The organism is Bartonella rattaustraliani AUST/NH4 (assembly GCF_000312565.1).
Taxonomy (GTDB): Bacteria; Pseudomonadota; Alphaproteobacteria; order Rhizobiales; family Rhizobiaceae; genus Bartonella; species Bartonella rattaustraliani.
Genome location: NZ_CALW02000029.1, coordinates 1 through 5699 on the forward strand (window position 1 = coordinate 1; position 5699 = coordinate 5699).

At 38.3% G+C, this 5699-nt stretch carries 6 protein-coding genes; all 6 read left to right on the plus strand.

Features of this window, described 5'->3' with window-relative positions; translation table 11 throughout:
- The first annotated feature begins 209 nt into the window (after positions 1-209).
- The 6 genes from BN67_RS04395 to virB11 all read left to right on the plus strand — a co-directional run bounded on the left by BN67_RS04395 (position 210) and on the right by virB11 (position 5156).
- Positions 210-1079, plus strand: coding sequence for a TrbL/VirB6 family protein (locus tag BN67_RS04395; protein ID WP_019222931.1), 870 nt, complete (start codon positions 210-212; stop codon positions 1077-1079).
- A 219-nt stretch (positions 1080-1298) separates the two neighbouring features.
- A complete protein-coding gene (locus BN67_RS11580) occupies positions 1299-1442 on the plus strand; it encodes a hypothetical protein (RefSeq protein ID WP_019222932.1) in 144 nt (47 codons plus the stop codon).
- A complete protein-coding gene (locus BN67_RS04405; protein ID WP_019222933.1) occupies positions 1439-2131 on the plus strand; it encodes a VirB8 family type IV secretion system protein in 693 nt (230 codons plus the stop codon). Before BN67_RS11580 ends, BN67_RS04405 begins: the two co-directional genes overlap by 4 nt.
- Before the next feature lie 13 nt (positions 2132-2144).
- Complete coding sequence (virB9, locus tag BN67_RS04410; RefSeq protein ID WP_019222934.1) at positions 2145-2951, plus strand: P-type conjugative transfer protein VirB9; 807 nt, start codon at positions 2145-2147, stop codon at positions 2949-2951.
- Positions 2951-4120, plus strand: a complete 1170-nt coding sequence (virB10, locus tag BN67_RS04415; RefSeq protein WP_019222935.1) for a type IV secretion system protein VirB10 — start codon at positions 2951-2953, stop codon at positions 4118-4120. The genes virB9 and virB10 overlap by 1 nt, the downstream gene beginning before the upstream one ends.
- Positions 4092-5156: a P-type DNA transfer ATPase VirB11 gene (gene virB11 / locus BN67_RS04420; RefSeq protein ID WP_019222936.1), complete on the plus strand. Its 1065-nt coding sequence runs from the start codon at positions 4092-4094 to the stop codon at positions 5154-5156. The genes virB10 and virB11 overlap by 29 nt, the downstream gene beginning before the upstream one ends.
- Positions 5157-5699 lie beyond the last annotated feature (543 nt).

Below are 5699 nucleotides of genomic sequence, written 5' to 3' on the forward strand. Positions count from 1 at the left end.
AAGTTATTTTTTCTACAGGTGGGAATGTAAGGTTATTACACCATGTTCATTGTGGTTCAACACTTAAAAGAAGCGCATGGGACATCTGACTAAATCCAAAAATCTTCCTGAACAACGCTTGGGTAGATTACATAAAGGCCAAATATAACGTACAGCAATCTTTATGTTTCAAAAACAATGAACACTAAAAAACGCTAAAGAGGAATGCCATGAACTTCAAAATGTTCACGCAACTTTTCAATGCAGTTGATGATGTAACAAAATCATATGTTACAGATATTTCCTCAAAAGCAATTGCTACAATTACACCTTTCGTGTCAGTTGGTCTTACCATCGCTTTCATCACCTATGGATGGCTCATTATTCGTGGCGCTGTCGATATGCCAGTTGCTGCATTTCTGAACCGTTGCCTGCGAATAACTATTATTACTTCAATGGCACTCACTACAGGACTTTATCAACCAGAAATCACACAACTTATAACGGATATACCGAATGATTTGCTCACAACGTTGCTAAAAAATACAATAACAGGCACCAAATTAAATAGCTTAATTGACACAGTCGCTGAAAAGGGGTTCGAATGTGCAAGCAAAGCTTTTGAAGAAGCTGCTTTCTTAGATGCTGATGGAATCCTTTATGGTCTCTTTGGTATCCTTATTTTGCTTGCAACAAGCTTCTTGGCTGCAATCGGTGGTGCATTCATTCTGCTAACAAAAATCGCTCTTGTACTCCTCGCGGGGCTAGGACCACTCTTCATCATGGCTTTGCTCTGGCAACCAACATATCGCTTTTTCGAACAATGGATAACCCAGATTCTCAGCTATACAATTCTTACCCTACTCCTAGCCACCGTATTTAGTCTCATGATGAACATCTTTGCAAATTACGTGTCTGACTTAAAGTTTGATGGCCAGCAAAATGTAGGTTACGCTCTTGGTGGCGCGCTCATCTTAGCCATTATCTCAATCATGCTGTTGCTCAAACTCGCAAATGTTGCAAGCTCCTTAGCAAAGGGCATTACCTTTGGGCATCTGTGGAAGCTAGACAATTCTCGTAATAACCACACAACGAAATAATAAAAATTCAACAGTGCGGTAAAATGAGCAGTGTATAACACACATCTTGAGCTATACGATTCTTATCATATTTAATGCCAAGACAATAAATGAATATCTCTGTAAATAATAAATTAAAAAATAAATACAATTATACGCAATATATTTTCTAATCAAAATTGAAATATCAATAAAAAAATGATAAATAGTATTCGCTGATTGAAAAAGAGAAATGTTAAAATGAAACACGTCATTTTTATGATTTTGATTGTATGTCTTTTATCGGCTTGTGCATTCGCTCCAAAGCCAAAACAACCAAGCAATTGGAACCGTGTCCCTATTAATAAAACAATCCCTGCCGAAATTCAGCGAGGAGAAATATGAGAAAACATAAATCTGTAAAAGCCGAACAACTTAACAGTTATTATGAGGAAAGTAGAGGTTTGGAACGAGAACTCATCAATGAATTTGTGAAATCGCGTAAGGCAGCGTGGCGTGTAGCAACTGCTGTTGGTATTTTTGGATTGTTCGGCATGGTGTGTGGAATTATCGGATTTCTCCAACCAGCTCCAACGCCTTTAGTACTACGCGTTGATAACACAACTGGCGCAGTCGATGTCGTCGAAGTGATGCGCGAACACGAAACCAGTTATGGTGAAGTTGTAGATAGATATTGGCTCAATCAATATGTGCTTAACCGTGAAGCTTATGACTATGATACCATTCAGTTGAGCTATGATACGACAACGCTTTTAAGTGCACCAGATGTTCAACAAGAATTTTACAAAATTTATGAAGGTGAAACTGCGCGTGATAAAGTGCTTTCTAACAAAACACGTATCACGGTTAAGGTACGGTCAATCCAGCCAAATGGATTTGGTCAAGCGACTGTACGTTTTACAACACAACAACATGATAGCAACGGTACAGTTGGGCCTAAACAACATCAAATCGCAACGATTGGCTACACTTATGTTGATGGACCAATGAAACTATCTGCTCGATTGCTTAACCCCCTTGGTTTCCAAGTCACGAGTTACCGTACTGATTCGGAAGTCCTTTTGAACGATTGAGGAATTGATTATTATGAAAAAACTTGCGTTTGTTACTCTTCTCTCCTCATTTGCCTTTCTTTATACAATACCCGTGCAAGCACTTAAAACCCCATCCAATTCACAATACGATCATCGCATTCGCTATGTAACATATAACGTAGCTGATGTGGTTCAGATCGAAACCGTTCTTGGAGTAGCAACACATATCATCCTTGAAGAAGGTGAACAGTATGTCACGCACGCTTTTGGTGATGCAGATGCTTATGCTTTTGCACATAACGGGCGGCATATCTTTATTAAACCCAAAGCGGAACTTGCTAATACAAATCTCATCGTTGTTACCGACAAACGTAGCTATAAATTTCGACTACAGTTTCGAAATGACCGTGCTGGAGCGACCTATGAACTCGCTTTCCATTATCCCGATACCAATACCCAACATTCAGAAGAAAATGATCAACGTCTTGTTATTGAGCAAGGTTTTCGTCTAAGCGCAAAAGGTTATAATCTTAGCTATACTATGAGTGGCAACAAAGATATTGCTCCAATAAATGCTTGGGACAATGGGCGTATTACCTATTTCAAATTTCCTGCCAACATGGATATGCCATCAATTTATTTAGTCGATTCTGAAGGCAATGAAAGCCTCATACCACGTACTGTTATCGGCAGTTCTAATGATATTATTGCCGTTCACAAAGTCAATCCTAAATGGCTTATACGGCTTGGCAAACGTGCTTTAGCCGTTTTCAATGAGGCCTACGATCCCAATGGTATACCCAATACAACTGGAACAGTATCACCGGTGATCCACCGCATCAATAAAGGAGGAAAATGATGTTTGACAGACGGAAAGGAGATGGGATTGAAAAAGATAAAAAGCTAGACCACTCTGAGCAGAGTGGTATCGAAAGTGCTTATGGTAGCTCTGAATTAGGTTCGGAACGCCGTCCGACAATTCCTGGAGCACGCGCATTGTTAATAGTAGGACTCGTTGTCGTAATAGCGATACCAATTACTCTCACATGGAAAGCTTTAAAAATGCGTAAAGCCGTAGATGTTGAGGAGGAAAAACCTCAACAGACAGTGCAACAAGTTATACCAAGCTATACACCTCGTATTATAGAGCCCGCAATTGTAGAAGAAGAAAAAACAACACAAACTGAAGATTCGACATCAGAGCTCCCACAAGCTTGGACAAAACTTCTTCAAACAACGCTCCCGCCAAATCTGCTCAAGGATTCTGAGGAATTGACACGTAAGCGTATGTTAAGTTCAAGTCTTAATAACGGTGGTGGTGATAGCACGACAGTAAATTCAAAAAATAATACATCTGAAAGTGATAAAAATAATGGTGTGTTATTTGATCACCTCCAACCGGTGCGATTAGCGCAGTCGCGCGCAGCTCAACTGCATAATCGTGATCTCTTGATTACGCAAGGAACACAAATAGATTGCGTACTAGAAACAAAGATTGTCACATCACAGCCGGGAATGACAACATGCCATTTAACGCGTGACGTTTATTCTACAAGTGGTCGTGTTGTCTTGCTCGATCGTGGTTCTAAAGTTATCGGTTTCTATCAAGGTGCTGTACAACAAGGACAAGCGCGTGTTTTCGTACAATGGTCACGTGTTGAAACACCTTCTGGTGTTATCATTAATCTTGACTCTCCTAGCACTGGTCCTCTTGGTGAAGCTGGTATTGGTGGTTGGGTTGATACACATTTTTGGCAACGATTTGGTGGTGCAATCATGATTAGCGTTATCAGTGATTTAGGAGAATGGGTAAAAGGTAAAGTTTGGCAAAGAAACAAAAAAGATAAAGAAGACAAGGAAAATCCACAGCCTCAAAATCCGCATGATGCAGAGAAAGTGGTAGCCGAAGTTCTTCAAAATTCAATCAACATTCCGCCAACACTTTATAAAAACCAAGGTGAAAGAATAAATATTTTGATTGCTCGTGATTTGGATTTCAGTGATGTCTACAGCCTCGTTAAACGTTAATCAAATACAGAAAGATCAAGTTGTTGCACAACTTCTACAACCGCTTGATCGTTTCTTAGAAGATCCACAAATTACTGAATTATCGATTTGCCGCCCCTGTGAAATATGGACAAAGAGCTCGAAGGGTTGGCAGGCACATAGCGCACCAGAATTAACAACTAATTTTTTGCAAACGTTAATTACGGCCGTTATCGTTTATAATGGTATGGCTCCCAAAAGTATTAATTATGTGAATTTGCCTGGCGGACAACGTGGTACAATTATACAACCACCAGCTGTTACCGATGGCGCACTATCCTTTGTAATTCGAAAACATTCCCTTACCGTTAAAACGCTAGAAGAATTCAACAAAGAAGGAGCATTTGGTAGTTTTGCTGATGTCAGTTTCAATAAACCTTCGGCAAAAGAAGCAGCTGATTTGTTATTGAAGCAAGATTTTACCAGACTAGAACCATTTGAAGTTCAACTTCTGCAATACAAACATGATGGAAAAATTCTTGAGTTTTTGGAAGAATGTATACTTCACAAACGCAACATTATCATTGCAGGAAAAACGGGTTCAGGTAAAACGACATTCGCTCGCTCCTTAATTGAAAAGGTCCCTGTAGAGGAGCGTATTATCACAATTGAGGATGTTCATGAGCTTTTTCTTCCCAATCATCCCAATCATGTACATATGATTTATGGTAATGGTGCTGGTCGTGTTTCAGCTGATGAATGTTTAGATGCATGTATGCGTCAATCGCCTGATCGCATTTTTCTCGCTGAATTACGAGGAAATGAGGCATGGGAATATCTTAACTCACTAAACACTGGACATCCAGGATCCATTACAACAACCCACGCCAATAGCGCTTTGCAGACATTTGAACGATGTGCCACATTGATTAAAAGATCAGAGATTGGCCGCCAACTCGATTTAGAAATGATAAAAATTGTTCTTTATACCACAGTTGACGTGATCTTGTTCTTAAAAGATAAAAAGCTCTCTGAAATCTTTTATGATCCAATTTTTTCTAAATCAAAAATCATTTAATACACAATAACATCACACAAACAACAAAAGTCGTAACAGTTTGTTACGGCTTTTTAATATCCTCTTTTACCCTTGTTTCTCCAGTGCATTTTCTACACGCCTCACGAATAAAAAAGAAAAAAATTAACAGATAACACCCTCAGATGAAAACCAAATCACACATAAGATGCTTATTGCTCTCACCTTATTTTTAATTATTTTTTCTCATGAATATTTGATGCAAAAAAGAAAAAATTATTATCGTGATGAAAGATATAGATAAAAATATATAAAATCAGTGTTTGTAAAATTTCATTACAATAAAACACGCTTTCCCTGTTGATCTCATTTATTCAATGCGCACGAACCTACGAACATTTCTTATTTCACATTCACAACACAGATTTTTAAAATTCCTACTATTATTTTCTTAATTTTCAAAAAAACCTATAAAACTGATATTTTCTCAAAATTCTTTTATATCCCTAATCAATTGAAACCTATGGCGTTATAATAATTTTAAACGCTTATTCTCTTAAACATATAATCTCATGTTGCTAATAA

Excerpts from the sequence above, each read along its gene's own strand:
- BN67_RS04395 (WP_019222931.1), top strand. The coding sequence starts at position 210 with ATGAACTTCAAAATGTTCACGCAACTTTTCAATGCAGTTGATGATGTA.
- BN67_RS11580 (WP_019222932.1), top strand. The coding sequence starts at position 1,299 with ATGAAACACGTCATTTTTATGATTTTGATTGTATGTCTTTTATCGGCT.
- BN67_RS04405 (WP_019222933.1), top strand. The coding sequence starts at position 1,439 with ATGAGAAAACATAAATCTGTAAAAGCCGAACAACTTAACAGTTATTAT.
- virB9 (WP_019222934.1), top strand. The coding sequence starts at position 2,145 with ATGAAAAAACTTGCGTTTGTTACTCTTCTCTCCTCATTTGCCTTTCTT.
- virB10 (WP_019222935.1), top strand. The coding sequence starts at position 2,951 with ATGTTTGACAGACGGAAAGGAGATGGGATTGAAAAAGATAAAAAGCTA.